This is a genomic window from Enterobacter sp. I4 (assembly GCF_022669095.1).
Lineage (GTDB): Bacteria > Pseudomonadota > Gammaproteobacteria > Enterobacterales > Enterobacteriaceae > Enterobacter > Enterobacter pasteurii.
On record NZ_JALBUO010000001.1, the window covers coordinates 2,439,846 to 2,461,857 of the forward strand.

The window sequence follows — 22,012 nt, forward strand, 5'->3', positions numbered from 1 at the left end:
TTCTGTGGAATTTCAATGAGATGGCAACACGTTGCCGTCTCTTGTCGCTATTGGGGGTTTGCCAGGCTTACGTACTTACCAAAAAGATGTTAAAATTGACCAATATCAATTAAGGCTTGAGCAAACCTATGATCCCGGAAAAGCGAATTATACGACGCATTCAGTCTGGCGGTTGTGCTATCCATTGCCAGGATTGCAGCATCAGCCAGCTCTGTATCCCGTTTACCCTGAATGAGCACGAACTCGATCAGCTTGACAACATTATCGAGCGCAAAAAGCCTATTCAGAAAGGGCAGACGCTGTTTAAGGCGGGAGACGAACTGAAATCGCTCTATGCTATCCGTTCTGGCACCATCAAAAGCTACACCATCACCGAACAGGGCGACGAGCAGATCACTGGCTTCCACCTGGCGGGCGACCTGGTAGGCTTTGACGCCATCGGCACAGGCCATCACCCGAGCTTTGCTCAGGCGCTGGAAACCTCTATGGTCTGCGAAATCCCGTTTGAGACGCTGGACGATCTCTCCGGTAAGATGCCGAACCTGCGTCAGCAGATGATGCGTCTGATGAGCGGTGAGATCAAGGGCGATCAGGATATGATCCTGCTGCTTTCCAAGAAGAATGCAGAAGAGCGTCTGGCCGCCTTTATCTATAACCTCTCCCGCCGTTTCGCTGAACGTGGTTTCTCGCCGCGCGAATTCCGTCTGACCATGACGCGTGGCGATATCGGTAACTATCTGGGCCTGACCGTGGAAACCATCAGCCGTCTGTTGGGTCGTTTCCAGAAGAGTGGCATGCTGGCGGTTAAAGGTAAGTACATCACCATTGAAAACGGCGAAGCGCTGGCGGTTCTGGCCGGTCACTCCCGCAACGTGGCATAACCCTCCCGGATAACGAATGCCAGGTCGATAAATTTTCGTAATTATTGATCTGGCAAAAACTTCCCCCCTGTTTCATTCAAGATATATAGGTTACTCTTTTACTTACAGACTGTGGTGACAGTAGTAAGGAGACCTGTATGGCAAAGTATCAAAACATGCTGGTGGCTATCGATCCTAACCAGGACGATCAGCCGGCATTACGACGTGCTGTGTATTTACATCAACGGATTGGTGGCAAAATTAAAGCGTTTTTGCCGATTTATGACTTCTCATACGAGATGACCACCCTTCTGTCGCCTGACGAGCGTACCGCTATGCGTCAGGGAGTGATCGGCCAGCGTACCGCGTGGATCCGCGAGCAGGCGAAATATTACCTGGAAGCGGGCGTTCCTATCGATATCAAAGTGGTCTGGCATAACAGGCCTTTCGAAGCCATTATCCAGGAAGTGGTGGCCGGCGGGCATGACCTGCTGCTGAAAATGGCGCACCAGCACGACAAGCTGGAATCCGTTATCTTCACCCCAACCGACTGGCACCTGCTGCGCAAATGCCCTTGCCCGGTATGGATGGTGAAAGATCAGCCGTGGCCCGAGGGCGGCAAAGCCGTCGTGGCGGTCAACCTGGCCAGCGAAGAGGATTATCACAATTCGCTGAACGAGAAGCTGGTGAAGGAGACACTTCAGCTTGCCGACCAGGTAAACCACACCGAAGTGCATCTGGTGGGGGCGTATCCGGTTACGCCAATCAATATCGCCATCGAACTGCCTGAATTTGATCCGAGCGTATATAACGACGCGATTCGCGGCCAGCATCTGCTGGCTATGAAGGCGCTGCGCCAGAAATTCAGCATTGACGAGAACATGACCCACGTAGAAAAAGGGTTACCGGAAGAGGTTATTCCGGACCTGGCGGAACATTTGCAGGCCGGGATTGTGGTGCTGGGCACCATCGGTCGTACCGGTATTTCTGCCGCGTTCCTGGGAAATACCGCCGAGCAGGTCATCGACCATCTGCGCTGCGACCTGTTGGTCATTAAACCGGACCAGTACCAGACGCCGGTTGAACTGGACGATGAGGAAGACGACTAATCCAGAAATAGAAAGCCCGCCGGTAAGGCGGGCTTTTTTTATTGCGCTTCGCTCACGCGTTGCGGTGGTGCCTCGTCGCCAGCATTCATCCACGGCGCGTGCAGAACCATGCTCGGCAGCGCCAGCCTGATCTCCTGCTGGTTTAGCCCTTCCAGAATACGGATATTGATCTCCTGCTGAATATCCATGTACTTGTTGTAATCCGCCGTATTGACGATATGGACAACCTCGAAGGTCAGGCGATCGCGATCGAAGCCCAGGAAATGGGCGCGGTCAAACTTCGTTTCACCGACGTCCGTGATGATCTGCTTCACCATTTCGCCCACGGAGCGCAGCTTGTCCGGCGCCGTATCGCTGGCCACGCCGAAGGTAAAGACGATCCGCCGCGTCTGCATTCGCTTATAGTTATGCAGCGTCTGTTGCAGCAGAATGGCGTTTCCGCAGACAATCTGCTCCCCGCTCAGGCTGCGGATGCGGGTGGTTTTGAGGCCAATATGCTCTACCGTCCCCGCCACGTCGTTGAACACCACAAAATCGCCAATCTCGAACGGCTTATCAAAGCCGATGGAAAGGGATGCAAAGACATCGCTCAGGATCGTTTGCACCGCGAGGGCGATAGCGATACCCCCTACCCCAAGGCTGGCAACCAGAGCAGTGATGTTGACGCCCGCGTTAGCAAGAATAGACAGCAGCATCACTGACCAGACGATGGCACGGAGGATAAGCCCCGTGATCACCAGCGTAACCGGGTTTTTATGGCTTCCCGGCGCCAGCATGACGTGACGAAGCCACGACACAACCCCCTGATCCATCCACAGCGCCACCTGGATCGCGAAGACCAGGAACCAGGCGTGGCTCACGGTGCCAAAAAGGCGATCGGGTAAGTCAACGAAACGCAGGCTGAAGAGCAGCGCCACCACAAAAAGCAGGAAGCGGCTGGTGCGGTTAAGCATATCCGTCAGGATAAAGCGCATCCGGTTAGTGGTTGGGTGCTTGTCGCCCCAGGTGGTGATGCCTTTCTTAACGAACGCGATCAGGCGCGTCAGCAGCCAGTACACCAGCAGCGTCACAAAGACAACCGTGGCGACACCAATCCAGAACGCTGGCGTCATCATCAGCTCTATGATGTCGAAGCGGGACAAAAATTGCATTACACCTCCTCGTATTACACAAAGGGTAAAGTATAGACAGAGGAGAAACGCTGACCGCAGAAATAAGAAAACCGCCCCGAAGAGCGGTTTGTCAGGATGACGCTGAATTACAGCGCTTTCAGAATCGCATCCACGCTGGCCTTGGCGTCGCCAAACAGCATGTGGGTGTTTTCTTTGAAGAAAAGCGGGTTCTGAACGCCAGCATAGCCGGTGTTCATCGAGCGCTTGAAGACAATCACGTTCTGCGCTTTCCACACTTCCAGAACGGGCATGCCCGCAATCGGGCTACGCGGATCGTCCTGTGCCGCCGGGTTAACGGTGTCGTTGGCACCAATGACCAGCACGGTGTCGGTATCGGCGAAATCATCGTTGATCTCGTCCATCTCCAGCACGATGTCGTAAGGCACTTTCGCTTCCGCCAGCAGCACGTTCATGTGGCCCGGCAGACGCCCCGCCACCGGGTGAATACCAAAGCGAACCTTGATCCCGCGCGCGCGCAGCTTCTCGGTGATTTCCGCCACCGGATACTGCGCCTGCGCCACCGCCATGCCGTAGCCCGGGGTGATGATGACGGAATGCGAGTTTTTCAGCATCTCGGCGGTCTCTTCCGCACCGATCTCGCGGTGCTCGCCCACTTCCTCATCAGAGCCGGTAGAGGAGCCGTCCGTGCCGAAGCCACCGGCGATGACGCTGATAAACGAACGGTTCATCGCCTTACACATGATGTAAGACAGGATCGCACCGGAAGAGCCCACCAGCGCACCGGTGACAATCAGCAGGTCGTTGCTCAGCATGAAGCCAGCCGCCGCCGCTGCCCAACCGGAGTAGGAGTTCAGCATGGAAACCACCACCGGCATGTCGGCCCCGCCGATAGAGGCCACCAGATGCCAGCCGAACGCCAGCGCGATGATGGTCATCACCAGGAGCGCCAGCACCTGCAGGCCTACGCTTTCGGTACGAACGAAGACCACCAGCAGCACAAAGGAAACCACCAGCGCCGCGAGGTTCAGCTTGTGGCGGTTAGGCAGCATCAGCGGCTTAGACGAAATCTTCCCGCGCAGTTTGCCAAACGCCACGATCGACCCGGTGAAGGTGACCGCACCGATGAAGATGCCGAGGAACACTTCGGTGAGGTGAATATTTACCAGAATCGGCTCCAGGCCCGGTTCGTGGTACAGGTAGCTGTTAAAGCCCACCAGCACCGCCGCCAGCCCCACGAAGCTGTGCAGGATCGCAACCAGCTCCGGCATCTCGGTCATTTCAACGCGTTTCGCCAGGCGAATACCGATCGCGCCGCCGATGATCATCGCCACCAGGATCCACGCCACGTTGCCGGTGTCCGGCCCGAAGATGGTGGCAATCAGCGCAATCGCCATCCCGGCGATACCAAAGTTATTTCCCTGCTGAGACGTTTCGTGCTTGGAAAGTCCCGCCAGACTGAAAATAAACAGGATTGCAGCAACAATGTATGCGGCTGTAACTAATCCTCCAGACATATGCTACCCCTTAGCCTTTACGAAACATTTTCAGCATGCGCTGAGTCACGGTGAAGCCACCGAAAATATTGATACTGGCGATCAGCACCGCAATAAAGCTCAGGAAGCTGATCCAGCCGCCGTGACCAATCTGCAGCAATGCCCCCACCACGATAATCCCGGAGATGGCGTTGGTAACCGACATCAGCGGCGTATGCAGCGCATGAGAGACGTTCCACACGACGTAGTAACCCACCACGCAGGAGAGCGCGAAGACGGTGAAGTGGCCGAGGAACTCTTTTGGCGCAACGTCCGCCAGCCAGCCGAACAGGATGATGACCAGCGCCATGATGGCGTATTTACGCCACGGTGAGGCAGGCTTCGCTGGCTCAACTGGCTCGGGCGCCGCTTTCGGGGCCGCCTGCGGCTGAGCGGAAACCTGGATCGGCGGTGCAGGCCAGGTGATTTCCCCTTCACGCACCACGGTCACGCCGCGCACCACGACATCGTCAAAATCAACGGTGATGTTGCCGTCTTTCTCTTTGCAAAGCAGCTTCAGCAGGTTAACGAGGTTAGTGCCGTACAGCTGAGAGGACTGGGTTGGCAGACGCCCCGGCAGGTCGGTATAACCGATCACCTTCACGCCGTTAGCGGTTGTAGTAACCTGGTTTGGCACGGTGTATTCACAGTTACCGCCGTTTTGCGCCGCCAGATCGACGATGACGCTACCCGGCTGCATGGAATCGACCATTTCGCGGGTGATCAGCTTCGGTGCCGGTTTACCCGGAATCAGCGCGGTGGTGACAATAATGTCCACCTCTTTCGCCTGCGCGGCGAAAAGCGCCATTTCCGCTTTGATAAACGCTTCAGACATGACCTTCGCGTAACCATCACCGCTGCCCGCTTCTTCCTTGAAGTCCAGCTCAAGGAACTCGGCGCCCATACTCTGCACCTGCTCCTTCACTTCCGGGCGGGTGTCAAACGCGCGGACGATAGCGCCCAGGCTGTTTGCCGCACCGATAGCCGCCAGACCGGCCACGCCGGCACCAATCACCATCACTTTTGCAGGCGGCACTTTACCTGCCGCGGTAATCTGACCGGTAAAGAAGCGACCAAACTCATGGGCAGCTTCGACAATCGCGCGATAGCCGGCGATGTTCGCCATAGAGCTCAGCGCATCCAGAGACTGCGCGCGCGAAATACGCGGCACGGAGTCCATCGCCATCACGGTGACGCCGCGTGCCGCAAGCTTCTCCATCAGCTCCGGGTTTTGCGCTGGCCAGACAAAGCTCACCAGCGTGGTGCCGGCGTTCAGCAGTTCAATTTCACTCTCTTCCGGTGCGTTTACCTTCAGAATAATGGGTGATTGCCAGACCTCAGCACCGTCCACAACGTCCGCGCCAGCCTGAATAAAGGCCTCGTCGTCGAAACTTGCCAGTTTGCCTGCGCCGCTTTCAATCGCGACGGTGAACCCCAGCTTAAGCAGTTGCTCCACCGTTTTCGGTGTTGCCGCTACGCGGGTTTCATTGGCTAACCGTTCTTTTGGTACCCCAATACGCATAGTTTTCCCTTCCATCGGTTTTTGATGATGGTTTGTCGATAATTGCCCGCGGCTAGCTTCATTTTTCGCCAGTACCATAACGGCGAAGCATGATTAACCCCGGAAAATAAAACAGTAACAAACTTTCTATAACCTACTGAAAATAGCGCCCGCGATCTACCGCCAGAAAACACTATTTCTTACTTTATCTGTGAAAAATAAGCGATCGGGGTCACTGACAGAGATATTTACCTTTAATTCACCTTCATGACCGATAATTCGCGCAAGCGGAGCGGTAAAAACATGATATAGCGCCATAAGAGAACAACTTATTAACATTAAATTAACTTGTAAAAGTCATATGCTTTATCAGTTTTGCTTGTCAAACGCCTGTTTTTTCCACATATCACTAAATGTTATCGAATCAGGCGCTTCGGTGAGCACAGGCTGTGAAAAATGGCGCAGACAGCGACGGGTGTTCAATGCCATAATCGGGACCGTCTCAAATTAACAACAATACCAGTACATGGTTTGCGCAAGGCGAAGGATTATTTTTATGAAGCTTAAGAACACACTCCTGGCGTCCGCACTTCTTTCCGCGACCGCCCTGTCCGCGAATGCCGCGACGGAGTTAACGCCGGAGCAAGCGGCAGCGTTAAAACCTTTTGACCAGACGGTCATTGTGGGCCGCTTTAACTCCATCGGCGACGGCGTTGCCGCCGCTTCTAAAGCCGCCGATAAGAAAGGCGCGGCTGCGTTTTACGTGCTCGATCAATCCGATCAGGGCAACAGCGGCAACCAGCGCGTGACCGTTGCGCTGTACAAAGATAACGCCCCTAAAGCAGATGAGCAGAAAAACCGCGTGATTAACGGCATCGTTGAGCTGCCGAAAGATCAGGCCGTTCAGCTGGAACCGTACGACACCGTCACCGTTCAGGGCTTCTACCGCAGCCAGCCAGAAGTTAACGATGTCATCACCAAAGCCGCGCGTGAAAAAGGCGCTTACGCTTTCTATATCGTGCGCCAGGTTGATGCCAACCAGGGCGGCAACCAGCGCATTACCGCGTTCATCTATAAGCAGGATGCGAAAAAGCGCGTAGTACAAAGCCCGGATGCCATTCCTGCGAATTCTGAAGCCGGACGCGCGGCGTTAGCGAAGGGTGGTGAAGAAGCGAAGAAAGTTGAAATTCCGGGCGTAGCAACCTCTGCTGCACCAAGCGCTGAGGTGGGTCGTTTCTTTGAGACGCAATCCACGAAGGGTGGCCGTTACACCGTCACGTTACCGGACGGCACTAAAATTGAAGAGCTGAACAAAGCCACTGCCGCGCAGATGGTTCCGTTCGACAGCATCAAGTTTACCGGCAACTACGGCAATATGACCGAGATCTCCTATCAGGTGGCGAAGCGCGCTGCGAAGAAAGGCGCGAAGTACTATCACATTACCCGCCAGTGGCAGGAACGTGGTAACAACATGACCATCAGCGCCGATCTGTATAAGTAACAAAACGGTTTCATAAAGGCGGCACCGTGCCGCCTTTTTTGTTACTTTTTTTCTGATTTCTGCCACACGTCATTGCATGCGTTCGTGACACTCCGTAAAATCCCGCGCCTTAGTGTGATCCACCATTTTTATGCGCCTTAGCGAAATAATTATTCTGGGTTTGGACGTTTCATAACAGGAAGCCAATGGAAAAGAAACTTGGCCTGAGTGCTTTAACTGCACTCGTATTGAGCTCAATGCTGGGCGCGGGCGTATTCAGTTTGCCGCAGAATATGGCCGCCGTCGCCAGCCCTGCCGCGCTGCTGATCGGCTGGGGCATAACCGGTGCCGGAATTTTGCTGCTGGCGTTCGCCATGCTGCTGCTGACCCGCATCCGACCGGATCTGGACGGCGGCATATTCACCTACGCGCGCGAAGGCTTCGGCGAGCTGATTGGCTTCTGCTCCGCCTGGGGTTACTGGCTGTGCGCGGTGATCGCCAACGTCTCCTATCTGGTTATTGTCTTTTCGGCGCTCAGTTTCTTTACCGATACGCCCGAGCTGCGCCTGTTTGGCGACGGCAATACGTGGCAGTCCATCGTCGGCGCCTCGGTACTGCTGTGGATCGTTCACTGGCTGATTTTACGCGGCGTCCAGACCGCTGCCAGCATCAACCTGGTGGCGACGCTGGCCAAGCTGGTGCCGCTTGGCCTGTTCGTCGTGCTGGCCTTTCTCGCCTTCCGCCTGGACGTGTTTAACCTCGACTTCAGCGGGATTGCGCTGGGGGTTCCCGTCTGGGAGCAGGTGAAAAATACCATGCTGATCACCCTGTGGGTGTTCATCGGCGTAGAAGGTGCCGTCGTGGTCTCCGCACGAGCGCGTAACAAGCGCGACGTGGGACGCGCCACGCTGTTGGCCGTGCTGGCGGCGCTGGGCGTTTATCTGCTGGTGACGCTGCTGTCGCTCGGCGTGGTGGCGCGCCCTGAGCTGGCGGAAATGCGCAACCCGTCGATGGCCGGGCTGATGGTGAAAATGATGGGCCCGTGGGGCGACGTAATTATCGCGGCGGGCCTGATTGTCTCCGTCTGCGGAGCGTACCTGAGCTGGACCATTATGGCCGCGGAAGTCCCGTTCCTGGCCGCCACCCATAAGGCATTCCCGCGCCTCTTTGCGCGTCAGAATAAAAACAGCGCGCCTTCCGCCTCGCTGTGGCTCACCAACATCAGCGTACAGGTCTGTCTGGTGCTGATCTGGCTCACAGGTTCAGACTATAACACGCTGCTGACCATCGCCTCCGAGATGATTCTGGTACCCTATTTCTTAGTGGGCGCATATCTGTTAAAAATTGCGACCCGTCCGGCACACTATGCGGTGGGCGTCGGCGCCTGTATTTACGGGCTATGGTTGTTGTATGCTTCCGGGCCGATGCATCTGCTGCTGTCCGTGGTGCTGTACGCGCCAGGCCTGCTGGTGTTCATCTATGCTCGCCGCACGCATCAGCTGGAGAATGCCCTTCAGCGCCGCGAAATGGTGTTGATAGGTATGCTGTTAGTCGCTGCCGTACCGGCAACGTGGATGTTAATGGGATAGCGCCGCCTGTCCCATTGTTGAACTGAAAAGGAGAATACGATGGGACATACGCAGCAACGCCCAATACTGATCACTGGCGCAGGCCGCCGCATCGGCCTCGCCCTCGCCCATCACTTCCTCAATCTTCGCCATCCGGTCATTGTCAGTTACCGCACGGAATATCCCTCCATTGAAGGGCTGAGAAACGCCGGAGCCGTATGCATTCAGGCGGATTTTTCAACGGATGAGGGCATCCTCGCCTTTGCGGAAGCAGTGAAATCGACCACCAGCGGGCTGAGGGCGGTTATTCATAACGCCAGCACCTGGCTTCCTGAAAAAGCAGGCCACTCGCTCAGCGAAACGCTCGCCTGCATGATGCAGATCCACGTTAATGCCCCCTACTTGCTCAACCATGCCTTGCAGGATCTGCTGCGCGGGCACGGCCATGCCGCGGGCGACATCATCCACTTCACCGATTACGTGGTGGAGCGAGGAAGCGACAAGCACATCGCCTACGCGGCCAGCAAAGCTGCTCTGGATAACATGACGCGATCGTTTGCACGCAGGCTGGCGCCCGAGGTAAAGGTCAATGCAATTGCGCCGGCAATGATTTTGTTCAACGAGGGCGACGACGCGGAGTATCGTCAGCAGGCGCTCAACAAGTCGCTAATGAAAATTGCGCCCGGCGAGAAAGAGATTATCGACCTGATCGACTATCTGCTGACCAGCTGTTACGTCACCGGCCGAACCTTTGCCGTGGACGGAGGCCGTCCGCTGCGCTAGTGAAAGCGGCTCCAGAAGAAGATCAGCACCCAGGCGCTGAGGCTCCAGCAGACCACCGCTCCGCCCAGCGCCAGGGGCAGACGCAGAAAGCCGGTGAAGTACCACAACGACAGCAGATAGATAAAATACGGAATAATTGACCACATCCCGAAGACGATGGTGGCGCGCAGCGCCTCAATACCCCGCTCGGAGGCCACAATATAGTGGGCGATCAGCGCAAAGGTCGGGAAAAGCGGAATCAGCCCGGCAATGTAGTAATTTTTGGTTTTAGCCAGCACACCAATCAGCAGCACCACCAGCGCACCAAGCGCGGCTTTTATCACCAGCCCCATGCTTTTTCCCATTAACAATCAAATAACAATGATACGCAGAATAACGGAACTCTGGCTAATTGAGAAAGATTAATGGAAGGTTAACGTTGTGCGGTGTATGTTGGCATTTTTCGCGATAACAGATGCAGTATGAATAAGATTGTTTATGTAGAAGATGAACCAGAAGTGGGGCAATTAATCGCCGCTTACCTGGGTAAACATGATATGGACGTGATTGTTGAGCCTCGCGGCGACCGCGCAGAGGACGTCGTCACCCGCGTAAACCCGGATCTGGTGCTGCTGGACATCATGCTGCCCGGTAAAGATGGCATGACGCTCTGCCGCGATCTGCGGGCGAAGTGGGACGGGCCAATCGTGCTGCTGACCTCACTCGACAGCGATATGAACCATATTCTGTCGCTTGAGATGGGCGCCAATGACTACATACTCAAAACCACGCCTCCGGCGGTCCTGCTGGCCCGCCTGCGCCTTCACCTTCGCCAGCGTGCCGGCGCCGAGCGTGACGCGCCCGCTGGCTCGTTAACGCCGCATAAAGCGATGCGGTTCGGCACGCTGTCTATCGATCCCGTCAACCGTCAGGTTATGCTCGCCGGGGAGCAGATTTCGCTCTCGACGGCAGATTTTGACCTGCTGTGGGAACTGGCAACCCACGCCGGGCAAATCATGGATCGTGATGCGCTGCTGAAAAACCTGCGCGGCGTAAGCTACGACGGCATGGATCGCAGCGTGGACGTGGCGATTTCTCGCCTGCGAAAAAAGCTCCAGGACAGCGCCACCGAGCCCTACCGCATTAAAACCGTGCGTAACAAGGGCTACCTGTTTGCTCCGCACGCGTGGGAAACCTGATCTACATCCGCTGATGAAAAAGCACGTTGTGCTGCCCCGGCTTCCCGTTTCGTTCGAAAGCCGGGTATCGCTCGGCCTTATTCCCGACTAAGCGAATTTTATGTAAGAGTTTTCTTGCTATCGCGGCAAGAAGGCTCATAATTGACCTACACGCCTCGCGCCATTCTTCACGGGTCATGCCAGCGGTAGCGTAATCGGCCAGGAGCCGCTACTGCAGATCGCCCTATCTCTACTCAATCATCAGTGCTTCTAATGTAGTGCAACGCTTCTAACAGTGACGTTGAAAGCCATTCTTCTCAAAAAAATCTTGAAATGAGGATTTAAGCCCATGAAATATGTATAGCTACGATGATGTAGATAGCATCAAAACCAATCTTGAATGGATTGTTCATCAGTCAGCGACTCACCATCCGCTACCCACCCCGCACGACCAAAAAGCCATCTTTAATCTTCTGAAACTGATCCAGACCTACGAAGCGCTCCTTGAATTAATCAACGAATTTGGTATTTCTGTTATAGATGCGAATATCGCAGAAGGCCTGTCCGTTACGGAAAACCTGATAGCCAAACTGAAACGTCCCGGAGACGCAATTTAAATATTTTGAGCCTTGCCATTACGGTATGTTCTCCGGCGTAATGGCAATGATGCTTACGGATAGTTCTTCAACATTCTTCACTATTGTTAAACCCCAATCCAGATCAAAATTTAACCGATAAATCATCATTCATAAAAAAAACTCAAAAAAAACCCTTAGGCTGATAAGGATTACCTCCTTGAAATAAAAGGAATTATCCAAACATAATAAAAATAACGATCAATATCAATAGGTTACAAGATTGATCAAATTGAAATCCCGTGCTAAACAAAATTACAGGCTTATAATCCTAATCTGAGGAACCCGTAATGGCATGGCGAGTGTTAAGTTCTGTGATCTGCCCAAACACAGGCATTGTTTACTCATGCATCGTTGGTATGAAATTAATAAGGCTGATTATATGGTACGAAAGTGATATTTATTTAGTGCCGGGCGACAGAATTCATCCAACAAAAAATGGCATTTTCATTAACGGGGAATTTAGTCCGATATCACTTTATAACGTTTCGCCGTACCGGGAGGCATTATGGAACGAGATAAAAAATAAAATGTCCTGCCCTTTTAATAAAGATAATGAAACTGAAGACTGTGCATATTCAATACACTGTAACGCGCGCAAATGCCCTCACGGTTTTACCACTAATCCTCTAATAATAGGATTACGGCGTAATCATTAAATCCGTAACTTCTCACTGCGATTACAACGCTCTGATTCAATGAGAAATTCTAATGAGTCAGGGCTTTTCCTTTATGGCGTCATCCTGTAAATGAAGTCAACGATGAGCCGTTACGGTGTTGTCAGCACGGTTAAACCCTGCTTTCATAGCAATACTGTTGGGGTGTGAACGCTGAAATACTTTCCGCGTAGTGTGCTGGTGGTTTTAATGAAAAAGCTGTTTGTACAGTTTTATCTTCTGCTGTTTGTCTGCTTCCTGGTGATGACCATGCTGGTCGGGCTGGTTTATAAGTTCACTGCCGAGCGCGCGGGCAGGCAGTCCCTTGACGACCTGATGAAAAGCTCGCTCTACCTGATGCGCAGCGAGCTGCGTGAAATACCCCCGCACGACTGGGCGCGCACGATGAAAGAGCTGGACCTTAACCTGTCGTTTGATCTGCGCATTGAGCCCATCAAGGATTTCGATCTGGAGCCGCCAGCAATGCAGCGCCTGCGGGACGGAGACATCGTGGCGCTGGACGAGAAGTATACTTTTATACAGCGAATCCCGCGTAGCCATTACGTTCTGGCCGTCGGCCCCGTGCCCTATCTCTATTATCTGCACCAGATGCGCCTGCTGGATCTCGCCCTGCTCGCCTTCATTGCCATCTCGCTCGCGCTCCCGGTTTTCATCTGGATGCGGCCGCACTGGCAGGACATGCTGAAGCTGGAATCCGCCGCGCAGCGTTTCGGGGAGGGTCATCTTACCGAACGTATTCACTTTGACAGCGGATCCGGCTTTGAGCGTCTCGGCATCGCCTTCAACCAGATGGCCGATAATATCAACGCCCTGATAGCCAGCAAGAAGCAGCTGATCGACGGCATCGCTCACGAGCTACGTACGCCGCTGGTGCGTCTGCGCTATCGTCTGGAGATGAGCGAGAACCTGACCGGTGCTGAATCGCAGGCGCTCAACCGGGATATCGGCCAGCTTGAAGCGCTCATTGAAGAGCTGCTGACCTATGCCCGCCTCGACCGGCCGCAGAACGAGCTGCACCTCAGCACCCCGGATCTCCCTGCCTGGTTACAGACACACATCACCGATGTGCAGAGCGTTAACCCACAGCGCAGGCTGCTGACGGTCATTAAACCCGGCGATTACGGCGCGCTGGACATGCGCCTGATGGAACGCGTGCTGGATAATCTGATGAATAACGCCATGCGGTACAGCGAGACCACGCTGCGTATTCGCTTAGATTTACAGGGAAGCCAGGCGAACCTCTCCGTGGAAGACGATGGGCCCGGCATTGAGCCGTCAGAACGGGAAAAGGTTTTCGAGCCGTTTGTGCGCCTCGATCCCAGCCGCGACCGCGCCACCGGCGGCTGCGGTCTGGGGCTGGCCATTGTCCGTTCCATTGCCCAGGAGATGGGCGGCTCGGTCCGTTGTGAAGAGAGCGAACTGGGCGGCGCCCGCTTCGTCTTTAGCTGGCCGATCTACCACAACATTCCCCTTCCCGTTCCTGCCTGACCTTCACCGCACGCTGGCCTGACCCGGCGTGCTGTGCTATACCATCAGTATGTTGTAACTAATTAGGGGCTGCCATGGCAACTTACGACCTCATCGAAAGGCTGAACGCCACGTTTTGGGAAATAGAACAGGAATTACTCACCCTGACGGCAGAATTACAGGGCTGTCGCCTGCTGGCCGCGCGCGTCTTCTCCCTGCCCGAGGTGGCGAAAGGGGCGGAACACGATCCGCTGGACACCATTGAGGTGACGCAGCATATCGGCAGCGCGGCGCTTGAGCTGACGTTGCAGCACTATCGCCGCCTGTTCATCCAGCAGCAGTCCGAAAACCGCAGCAGCAAGGCCGCCGTGCGCCTGCCCGGCGTCATCTGCCTGCAGACGGACACCGCGTCGCGTGAGGCGCTGGAGGCCAGAATTGCGCATATTAATGCGCTGAAGGCAGACTTCGAGAAGATCGTGACCGTTGAATCCGGGCTGGCACCGGCTGCCCGTTTTGAGTGGGTGCATCGTCAGCTTCCCGGGCTGATAACCCTGAACGCCTACCGCACGCTGACGGTGCTGAACCACCCCGCCACGCTGCGCTTCGGCTGGGCGAATAAGCACATCATTAAAAATTTCACGCGCGATGAGATCCTGGCGCAGCTGGAGAAAAGCCTGAAGGCGCCGCGTACGGTCGCCCCCTGGTCGCGGGAACAGTGGATTGAGCGGCTGGAGCAGGAGTACCACAGCATTGCCTCCCTGCCGGCGGATGCTCATCTGAAGATAAAACGTCCCGTAAAGGTACAGCCTATCGCCCGCGTCTGGTATGCGGGGCAGCAAAAGCAGGTGCAGTATGCCTGCCCGACGCCGCTGATAGCGCTTTACGACGCCGATCGCGGTGCGGTGGTGCCGGACATCGGGGAGCTGCTTAACTACGATGCCGAAAACGTACAGCATCGCTATAAGCCCCAGGCGCAGCCGCTTAAGCTGATTATTCCGCGGCTGCACCTGTACGTGGCGGGATGATTACGTCTGGCTGCCGACCATCGCCTCCGGACGGACCCAGGCGTCAAACTCGGCGTCCGTCAGGTAGCCCAGCGCCAGCGCCGAGGCTTTTAGCGTCAGCCCCTCCTTGTGCGCTTTTTTGGCAATTTCGGCCGCTTTGTCGTAGCCGATGTGGGTGTTCAGCGCCGTTACCAGCATCAGGGACTCATTCAGCAGCTGGCCGATCCGCTCGCGATTTGGCTCAATGCCCACCGCACAGTGCTCGTTAAAGCTTTCCATGCCGTCTGCCAGCAGACGGATCGATTGCAGTACGTTGTGGATCACCATCGGGCGATAGACGTTAAGCTCGAAGTTACCGGACGCGCCGCCCATGTTAACCGCCACGTCGTTGCCCATCACCTGGCAGCAGAGCATGGTCATGGCTTCACACTGGGTGGGGTTAACCTTCCCCGGCATGATGGAACTGCCCGGCTCGTTTTCCGGGATGCTGATTTCGCCGATGCCGCAGCGCGGGCCGGAGGCCAGCCAGCGCACGTCGTTGGCAATTTTCATCAGGGAGGCGGCCAGCCCTTTCAGCGCGCCGTGCGCGTGGACCAGCGCGTCACAGGTTGCAAGCGCTTCAAACTTGTTAGGCGCGGTTACGAACGGCTGCCCGGCGATCTTCGCCAGCTCGTCCGCCACGCGCGCCGCGTATTCGGGATGGGTGTTTAACCCAGTACCGACCGCCGTCCCGCCGAGCGCCAGCTCCGCCAGATGCGGCAGGCTACCATCGATATGCTTAAGATTATGCTCCAGCATCGCCACCCAGCCGGAAATCTCCTGGCCGAGCGTCAGGGGGGTGGCGTCCTGCAGGTGCGTACGGCCGATTTTAACGATATCGCGGAAGGCCTGCGCTTTTTCATTAAGCGTGGATTTCAGGACGTTGAGCTGCGGGATGAGCTGTTCGCGGATGGCGATAACCGCCGCCACGTGCATCGCCGTCGGGAACACGTCGTTGGAGCTCTGACTTTTGTTAACGTCATCGTTCGGGTGTACCTTGCGCTCCATGCCGCGCACGCCGCCCAGCAGCTCGCTTGCCCGGTTCGCCAGCACCTCGTTCATGTTCATGTTGCTCTGGGTGCCGGAGCCGGTCTGCCAGACGGCAAGCGGGAATTCGTCGGGGTGTTTACCCGCCAGCACTTCGTCGGCGGCGCGGATGATGGCCGTGGCTTTTTCGGCGTCCAGCAGGCCCAGATCCTGGTTCACTTTGGCAGCGGCGCGTTTGGTCAGCGCCAGCGCCTGAATTAGCGAGACGGGCATCTTCTCGGTTGAAATGCGGAAATGCTCCAGCGAACGCTGGGTTTGCGCGCCCCATAGCCTGTCGGCCGGAACCTCGATTGCGCCCATAGAGTCTTTCTCATGGCGTACCGTTGTCATTACTTTCTCCTTGATAACGCTGTCGGGATTGCTCACATGCTTAAGGGATAAGTATTGATGACTTCTGAGAAACGATATGGCGCTTTGTGCGCTCTTTAGTATCTCGGGTGGCGCTGACGCTTAACCGCCACCCGGCTTTTTTCAGGTTACTTCACACACGCCGAACACTGGGATGACTGGATCTGTTTGAAGAAGTCGTTTCCTTTGTCATCCACCAGGATAAACGCCGGGAAATCCTCCACTTCAATTTTCCAGATAGCCTCCATGCCCAGTTCCGGGTATTCCACGCATTCCAGGCTCTTGATGCTGCCCTGCGCCAGCACCGCTGCCGGGCCGCCGATGCTGCCGAGGTAGAAACCACCGTGCTTGTGGCACGCGTCCGTTACCTGCTGGCTGCGGTTGCCCTTCGCCAGCATGATCATGCTGCCGCCGTTGGCCTGCAGCTGGTCAACGTACGAGTCCATGCGGCCCGCGGTGGTTGGGCCCAACGAGCCGGAGGCATACCCTTCTGGCGTTTTCGCCGGGCCCGCGTAGTAGATTGGGTGATCTTTAATGTACTGCGGCAGCCCTTCACCGTTGTCCAGGCGCTCTTTCAGCTTCGCATGGGCGATGTCGCGGCCCACGATGATCGTCCCGTTCAGCGAAAGGCGCGTTGAAACAGGGTACTGCGACAGCTGCGCCAGGATCTCCTTCATCGGGCGGTTCAGGTCAACGCGTACCGCTTCACCCTCACCCGCTTTGCGCAGCGCTTCCGGAATATACTTGCCCGGGTTGTTTTCCAGCTTTTCGATCCAGATGCCGTCGCGGTTGATCTTGGCCTTGATGTTACGATCCGCAGAGCACGAGACGCCCATCCCGACCGGACAGGACGCGCCGTGGCGCGGGAGGCGGATCACGCGAATGTCGTGCGCGAAGTATTTGCCGCCAAACTGCGCGCCAAGCCCCAGATTCTGCGCTTCGGTCAGCAGTTCCTGCTCAAGCTGCACGTCGCGGAACGCCTGGCCGTGTTCGTTACCTTCGGTTGGCAGGCCGTCGTAGTATTTGGTTGAGGCCAGCTTGACGGTTTTCAGGGTGCTTTCCGCGGACGTGCCGCCAATCACAAACGCGATATGGTACGGCGGGCAGGCGGCCGTGCCGAGAGTGCGCATCTTCTCAACCAGATAGTTCTTCAGCTTGCCCGGGGTGAGCAGCGCTTTGGTTTCCTGGTAAAGATAGGTTTTGTTGGCCGAACCGCCGCCTTTGGCGATGCAGAGGAATTTGTACTCATCGCCGTCGACGCTGTAGAGGTCAATCTGCGCCGGCAGGTTGGTACCGGTGTTGACCTCTTTGTACATGTCCAGCGCCGCGTTTTGCGAATAGCGCAGGTTGTCTTCGGTGTAGGTGTTGTAGACGCCGTGCGCCAGCGCCGCTTCGTCACCGCCGCCGGTCCAGACGCGCTGGCCCTTCTTGCCGGTGATGATCGCCGTGCCGGTATCCTGGCAGGTTGGCAGTATGCCCTTCGCCGCGATATCCGAGTTACGCAGGAACTGCAGCGCGACGTATTTGTCGTTTTCGCTGGCCTGCGGATCGCTCAGGATATCGGCAACCTGCTGCTGATGCGCCGGACGAAGCATAAAGGACGCATCGTGGAAGGCCTGCTGCGCCATCAGCGTCAGGGCCTGCGGGTCAACTTTGAGGATCTCCTGCCCTTCAAACTCAGAGACAGAAACGTAATCGCGGGTTAACAGATAATACTCGGTCCGATCCTCGCTGAGGGGGAAAGGATCCTGATAATGGAAGGGTTTATTCGACATTGTTCTCTCACTTACTGCTTCGGTCTGTTTATTCAGGGCAGATGTTCCGCTGCCCGGCTTAAAAGCGAGTCAGCTTATCCTACACAATTTTTTAACAAAAACTGAGACTAGTACGACTTTTTACATCCGCAGGTTACTTCCATTCGGTTTATTGCTTTAATACGCGCAGTTAATTCCACATTTGAATCAGGGCTTGATAATGCAAAAACTCATCAACTCGGTGCAAAACTATGCCTGGGGAAGTAAAACTGCGTTAACGGATCTCTACGGTATCGCGAACCCAAACAACCTGCCGATGGCAGAACTGTGGATGGGCGCGCACCCGAAGAGCAGCTCAAAAATTGAAGATGCCAGCGGCCAGGCCCGCAGCCTGCGCGAGGTGATCGATGCCGACAAAACCGCGCTGCTCGGCAGTAAGGTGGCGAACCGCTTTGGCGAGCTGCCGTTCCTGTTTAAGGTGCTGTGCGCCGACCAGCCGCTCTCCATTCAGGTTCACCCGAACAAGAAGGCATCCGAAATCGGCTTTGCCAAAGAAAATGCCGCCGGTATTCCGCTGGACGCCGCAGAGCGTAATTACAAAGATCCCAACCACAAGCCGGAACTGGTGTTTGCCCTTACCCCTTTCCTGGCGATGAACGCGTTTCGTGAGTTTTCCGAGATTGTCTCCCTTCTGCAACCGGTCGCCGGGGCCAGCAAGGCTATCGCCCACTTCCTGGAAAACCCGGACGCAGACGCGCTGAGCGAACTATTTGCCAGCCTGCTCAGCATGCAGGGAGAGGAAAAATCCCACGCGCTGGCGGTGCTGAAAGCGGCCCTCAGAGGCCAGCAGGGAGAACCGTGGGACACCATTCGCGTGATTTCCGAGTTTTACCCGGACGACAGCGGCCTGTTTTCTCCGCTGCTGCTGAACGTGGTGAAGCTCAACCCGGGCGAAGCGATGTTCCTGTTCGCCGAAACGCCGCACGCTTACCTGAACGGCGTGGCGCTGGAGGTGATGGCCAACTCCGATAACGTGCTGCGCGCGGGCCTGACGCCAAAATACATCGACATCCCTGAGCTGGTTGCCAACGTGAAGTTCGAGGCTAAACCTGCCGGTGAGCTGCTTACTCAGCCGGTAAAAAATGGCGCAGAGCTGGATTTCCCTATCCCGGTAGACGATTTTGCCTTCGCCCTGCATGACCTCAGCGCAGCCGAAGCTACCGTTGCGCAGGAGAGCGCGGCGATCCTGTTCTGCGTGGATGGCGAAGCGACGCTGCGCAAAGACGACCAGCGCCTGGTGCTCAGGCCGGGCGAATCCGCCTTTGTTCCGGCAAACGAGTCGCCTGTCCTGGTGAGCGGCACCGGCCGCCTGGCGCGCGTTTTTAATAAGCTTTAGGGACTTACTGAATTTTTTAACAACTCTTGCTAAGCTAGTAACAGGCGTTGTAACACCAGGCGGTTTTCACCGCCTGGTTTCATTTTAGGGATAATCGCAATGAAAAAATCGGTCGTAGCGGTAGGAGTGATTGTTGCTTTAGGCGCGATCTGGACGGGTGCTTCCTGGTATACCGGGAAACAGCTGGAAAGCCGTCTGGCAGAGATGATGGCGCAGGCAAACAGCGAGATTAAGCGCAGCGCGCCTGAAGCAGGCCTGGAGCTGAGCTACCAGAACTACCAGCGTGGCGTGTTTACCAGCCATATGCAGGTGGTGGTGAAGCCGGTGGCGGGGAATCAGAATGCCTGGCTGAAGCCGGGCCAGAGCGTCGTGCTGGATGAAGTGGTCAGCCACGGTCCGTTCCCGCTGGCGCAGTTGAAAAAGTTTAACCTGATCCCATCCATGGCGTCGGCCCGAACCGTGCTGGTGAATAACGACGTGACGAAGCCGCTTTTCGACATGGCGAAAAATGAATCTCCGTTTGAGATTAATACCCGCATCAGCTATGCCGGCGACACGCGCTCTGATATCGACCTGAAAGCGCTGAATTACGAACAAGGCACCGACAAGGTCGCCTTCAGCGGCGGTAATTTCCAGCTTGATGCCGATCGCGACGGCAAAAACGTCTCGCTGACCGGCGAGGCGGAAAGCGGCCTGGTTAACTCAGTCAATGAGTACAACCAGAAGGTCCAGCTCACCTTTAACAACCTTAAAGCGAGCGGCAACAGCCGTATGACCGATTTTGCCGAGCGTATTGGTGACCAGAAGCTGAGCCTCGACAAAATCGCCATTGCGATTGAGGGCAAAGAGATGGCCGTGCTGGAAGGCATGGAGCTGGACGGCAAGTCCGACGTCTCCAAAGACGGTAAAAGCATCAATACCCAGCTGGATTACGGCCTGAAAAGCCTGAAGGTGCAGAACCAGGACCTGGGTACCGGCAAACTGTCGCTCAAAATCGGCAATATTGACGGCAAGGCGTGGCACGAGTTTAGCCAGAAATACAGCAAAGAGAGCCAGGCCCTGCTGACCGATGCCGCGCTGCAGCAGAACCCGCAGGCTTACCAGCAGCAGGCCATGGCGGTGCTGTTTAATAACCTGCCTGTTCTGCTGAAAGGCGAACCGGTTATTACCGTAGCGCCGCTGAGCTGGAAAAACGCGAAGGGCGAAACCAACCTTAACCTGTCCCTGTTCCTGAAGGATCCGGCGGCCGCCACCGGTGAGCCGCAGACGCTGGCACAGGAAGTTGACCGCAGCGTGAAGTCGCTCGACAGCAAGCTCACCATCCCGATGGATATGGCGACCGAGTTCATGACGCAGATTGCGAAGCTTGAGGGTTACGGTGAGGATGATGCAGGCAAGCTGGCGAACCAGCAGGTGAAAGGCCTGGCGGCGATGGGCCAGATGTTCCGCATCACGAAGGTGGAAGACAACACTATCTCCACCAGCCTGCAATACGCCAACGGGCAGGTAACGCTTAACGGCGACAAAATGCCGCTGGAAGACTTTGTCGGCATGTTTGGTATGCCGACCCTGGGCATGCCGGAACCGGCTGCCCCGGCAGTGCCGCCGGCGGTACCGCAGCAGTAATCGACCCAAGCCCCTCATTGAGGGGCTTTTTCTTGCCGCTTATCCCTTCCAGCCCTCCAGGAAATCCATCAGCAGCGCGTTCACTTTCTCCGGCTGTTCCTCCTGCGGCAGATGCCCACACTCTTCTATGGCATGCGCTCTGAGGTCATCCGCCATTTCTGCCCAAACGCTTCGCATATCGAACAGTTTACCCACTGCGTGAAAATCATTACCCCACAAGGACATAACCGGGCAGGCAATCTTCACATCGGCATCGTCCAGATCCTGCGCCACGTCTTCGGCATTGGCGCGGTAGTCCGCCATTGCTCCCCTTACCGCTCCCGGTGCCTGATACGCGCGGACGTAGGTATCAAAGGCCTCACCGCTAATTGTCGACGGATCGAACGTCCAGTCTGAGAAAAAATGACGAAGCCAGATATGCTCGCGCCCTGCAATTAAGGCCTCCGGCAGATCGGGCACCAGATGGAACAGGAAGAACCAGTACGCCCGGGCAACCGAGGCATTAAGATCGCGTGCGACGATACGCGTTGGCACGTTGTCCATCACCACCAGACGATCGACCTTTTCAGGGTAATCTTTAGCGAACCGGGTGGCGACGCGGGCGCCCCGGTCGTGCCCCACCAGCACCACTTTTTCCAGACCCAGCGCGCGCATAAGCTCCCGGATATCCCGGGCCATATTGCGTTTGTCGTAGCCCGAAGCGGGTTTGTCCGTCTCCCCGTAACCGCGCAGATCGGGTGCAATTACGCGATAGTGCCTGGACAGCACCGGCATCTGGTAGCGCCAGGCGTAATGCGTTTCGGGAAAACCGTGCAGGAGGATCACCGGCGCGCCTTCGCCTTCCTCAACCACAAACTGGCGGATGCCGTTAGCTGTTACGGTGTAACTTTTCATGC

The 22,012-nt window shown here is 56.0% G+C and carries 19 protein-coding genes; 12 read left to right on the top strand and 7 right to left on the bottom strand.

What is annotated here, in order from left to right; genetic code table 11:
• Positions 1 to 128 precede the first annotated feature (128 nt).
• Complete coding sequence (fnr, locus tag MOQ06_RS11545; RefSeq protein WP_014070017.1) at positions 129 to 881, top strand: fumarate/nitrate reduction transcriptional regulator Fnr; 753 nt, start codon at positions 129 to 131, stop codon at positions 879 to 881.
• Between the two features lie 137 nt (positions 882 to 1,018).
• Positions 1,019 to 1,969, top strand: coding sequence for a universal stress protein UspE (uspE, locus tag MOQ06_RS11550; protein WP_148418830.1), 951 nt, complete (start codon positions 1,019 to 1,021; stop codon positions 1,967 to 1,969).
• A 38-nt stretch (positions 1,970 to 2,007) separates the two neighbouring features.
• Here the strand turns inward: uspE and MOQ06_RS11555 are convergent, their stop codons facing one another.
• The 3 genes from MOQ06_RS11555 to pntA form a co-directional block, all read right to left on the bottom strand.
• Positions 2,008 to 3,120, bottom strand: coding sequence for a mechanosensitive ion channel family protein (locus tag MOQ06_RS11555; RefSeq protein ID WP_148418832.1), 1,113 nt, complete (start codon positions 3,118 to 3,120; stop codon positions 2,008 to 2,010).
• A gap of 107 nt (positions 3,121 to 3,227) precedes the next feature.
• Positions 3,228 to 4,616, bottom strand: a complete 1,389-nt coding sequence (pntB, locus tag MOQ06_RS11560) for a Re/Si-specific NAD(P)(+) transhydrogenase subunit beta (protein WP_148418834.1) — start codon at positions 4,614 to 4,616, stop codon at positions 3,228 to 3,230.
• A gap of 10 nt (positions 4,617 to 4,626) precedes the next feature.
• Positions 4,627 to 6,156 (bottom strand): Re/Si-specific NAD(P)(+) transhydrogenase subunit alpha, encoded by a 1,530-nt coding sequence (pntA, locus tag MOQ06_RS11565; protein WP_032673495.1) that lies wholly within the window; start codon positions 6,154 to 6,156, stop codon positions 4,627 to 4,629.
• 535 nt (positions 6,157 to 6,691) lie between these two features.
• Here pntA and ydgH point away from each other — a divergent pair.
• From ydgH to folM, 3 genes are all read left to right on the top strand, one after another.
• Positions 6,692 to 7,636 (top strand): DUF1471 family protein YdgH, encoded by a 945-nt coding sequence (gene ydgH, locus MOQ06_RS11570; RefSeq protein WP_148418838.1) that lies wholly within the window; start codon positions 6,692 to 6,694, stop codon positions 7,634 to 7,636.
• A 185-nt stretch (positions 7,637 to 7,821) separates the two neighbouring features.
• Positions 7,822 to 9,204 (top strand): amino acid permease, encoded by a 1,383-nt coding sequence (locus MOQ06_RS11575; protein WP_176610488.1) that lies wholly within the window; start codon positions 7,822 to 7,824, stop codon positions 9,202 to 9,204.
• A 39-nt stretch (positions 9,205 to 9,243) separates the two neighbouring features.
• Positions 9,244 to 9,966 carry a dihydromonapterin reductase gene (gene folM / locus MOQ06_RS11580; protein WP_193356179.1) on the top strand — a complete coding sequence of 241 codons (723 nt, stop codon included), beginning with the start codon at positions 9,244 to 9,246 and terminating at the stop codon, positions 9,964 to 9,966.
• Here folM and MOQ06_RS11585 read toward each other — a convergent pair.
• Complete coding sequence (locus MOQ06_RS11585) at positions 9,963 to 10,298, bottom strand: GlpM family protein (protein WP_032670034.1); 336 nt, start codon at positions 10,296 to 10,298, stop codon at positions 9,963 to 9,965. The two genes, folM and MOQ06_RS11585, sit on opposite strands and share 4 nt — an antisense overlap.
• 129 nt (positions 10,299 to 10,427) lie before the next feature.
• Between MOQ06_RS11585 and rstA the strand changes: the two genes are divergently transcribed.
• The 5 genes from rstA (at position 10,428) to tus (ending at position 14,927) form a co-directional block, all read left to right on the top strand.
• Positions 10,428 to 11,144 (top strand): two-component system response regulator RstA, encoded by a 717-nt coding sequence (gene rstA, locus MOQ06_RS11590; protein ID WP_148418843.1) that lies wholly within the window; start codon positions 10,428 to 10,430, stop codon positions 11,142 to 11,144.
• A 335-nt stretch (positions 11,145 to 11,479) separates the two neighbouring features.
• Positions 11,480 to 11,740, top strand: coding sequence for a hypothetical protein (locus MOQ06_RS11595; protein WP_148418844.1), 261 nt, complete (start codon positions 11,480 to 11,482; stop codon positions 11,738 to 11,740).
• A gap of 308 nt (positions 11,741 to 12,048) precedes the next feature.
• Positions 12,049 to 12,417: an anti-adapter protein IraM gene (gene iraM, locus MOQ06_RS11600; protein WP_148418846.1), complete on the top strand. Its 369-nt coding sequence runs from the start codon at positions 12,049 to 12,051 to the stop codon at positions 12,415 to 12,417.
• A gap of 207 nt (positions 12,418 to 12,624) precedes the next feature.
• The gene (gene rstB, locus MOQ06_RS11605; RefSeq protein WP_242173060.1) at positions 12,625 to 13,923 is read left to right on the top strand and encodes a two-component system sensor histidine kinase RstB; all 1,299 of its coding nucleotides are present in this window, start codon (positions 12,625 to 12,627) and stop codon (positions 13,921 to 13,923) included.
• A 74-nt stretch (positions 13,924 to 13,997) separates the two neighbouring features.
• Positions 13,998 to 14,927: a DNA replication terminus site-binding protein gene (tus, locus tag MOQ06_RS11610; protein ID WP_242173063.1), complete on the top strand. Its 930-nt coding sequence runs from the start codon at positions 13,998 to 14,000 to the stop codon at positions 14,925 to 14,927.
• Here tus and fumC read toward each other — a convergent pair whose 3' ends face one another.
• Both fumC and fumA read right to left on the bottom strand, forming a co-directional pair.
• The gene (fumC, locus tag MOQ06_RS11615) at positions 14,928 to 16,322 is read right to left on the bottom strand and encodes a class II fumarate hydratase (RefSeq protein ID WP_193356184.1); all 1,395 of its coding nucleotides are present in this window, start codon (positions 16,320 to 16,322) and stop codon (positions 14,928 to 14,930) included.
• A gap of 146 nt (positions 16,323 to 16,468) precedes the next feature.
• Positions 16,469 to 18,115 (bottom strand): class I fumarate hydratase FumA, encoded by a 1,647-nt coding sequence (gene fumA / locus MOQ06_RS11620; protein ID WP_176610497.1) that lies wholly within the window; start codon positions 18,113 to 18,115, stop codon positions 16,469 to 16,471.
• A 199-nt stretch (positions 18,116 to 18,314) separates the two neighbouring features.
• Here fumA and manA point away from each other — a divergent pair, with 199 nt between their 5' ends.
• Complete coding sequence (gene manA, locus MOQ06_RS11625) at positions 18,315 to 19,490, top strand: mannose-6-phosphate isomerase (protein ID WP_242173065.1); 1,176 nt, start codon at positions 18,315 to 18,317, stop codon at positions 19,488 to 19,490.
• A gap of 99 nt (positions 19,491 to 19,589) precedes the next feature.
• The gene (locus MOQ06_RS11630) at positions 19,590 to 21,116 is read left to right on the top strand and encodes a YdgA family protein (RefSeq protein WP_176610499.1); all 1,527 of its coding nucleotides are present in this window, start codon (positions 19,590 to 19,592) and stop codon (positions 21,114 to 21,116) included.
• A gap of 39 nt (positions 21,117 to 21,155) precedes the next feature.
• Here MOQ06_RS11630 and MOQ06_RS11635 read toward each other — a convergent pair whose 3' ends face one another.
• Positions 21,156 to 22,010: an alpha/beta hydrolase gene (locus tag MOQ06_RS11635; protein ID WP_176610500.1), complete on the bottom strand. Its 855-nt coding sequence runs from the start codon at positions 22,008 to 22,010 to the stop codon at positions 21,156 to 21,158.
• Positions 22,011 to 22,012 lie beyond the last annotated feature (2 nt).